At 66.9% G+C, this 505-nt stretch carries 1 protein-coding gene; it reads right to left on the bottom strand.

Going from position 1 to position 505, the window contains the following annotated elements; translation table 11 throughout:
- On the bottom strand, positions 1-505 hold a 505-nt coding region (locus tag ABD944_RS42330; protein ID WP_345187951.1), incomplete at both ends, for a sulfatase-like hydrolase/transferase.

The following is a 505-nucleotide window of genomic DNA, read 5'->3' as shown; positions in this document are numbered from 1 at the left end:
CATGACGAGCGTGTCGTCGAACTCGCCGCGCTCGCGGAGCCAGTCGGTCACCCGCCCGACGTTGTCGTCGACGGATGCCACGCACCGCAGGTAGTCCTGCATGTACCGCTGGTACTTCCACAGGGCGAGCTCCTCGTACGAGAGGCCCTCGGGCGGGTCGACCTTCAGGTCGTCCTTGTTGAGGTAGTCGACGATCCGCATGAGCGCACGGCGGGCGGATGCCGAGCGCGTGCTGTAGTCGTCCCAGAACGTGCCGGGCACCGGGATCGGGTCGGCGTACATGTCCTGGTGCTTCTCGTCGGGCTCCCACGACCGGTGCGGCGCCTTGTGCCAGATGAGCACGCACCACGGGTCGTCGCCGTCGAGGGTCTCGACCCAGTGCAACGCGAGGTCGGTGATGACGTCCGTGGCGTAGCCCTCGACGTGGCGCAGGCCGTCCTTCGAGAGGAATCGCGGGTCGAAGTACTCCCCCTGGTTGATGAGCACGTCCCAGTAGTCGAAGCCC

The sequence above is a fragment of the Actinomadura verrucosospora genome (assembly GCF_039540335.1).
Classification (GTDB): Bacteria; Actinomycetota; Actinomycetes; order Streptosporangiales; family Streptosporangiaceae; genus Spirillospora; species Spirillospora verrucosospora.
The sequence above is the reverse complement of the archived record's forward strand: the minus strand, read 5'-3'. Positions and strand labels throughout refer to the sequence as shown.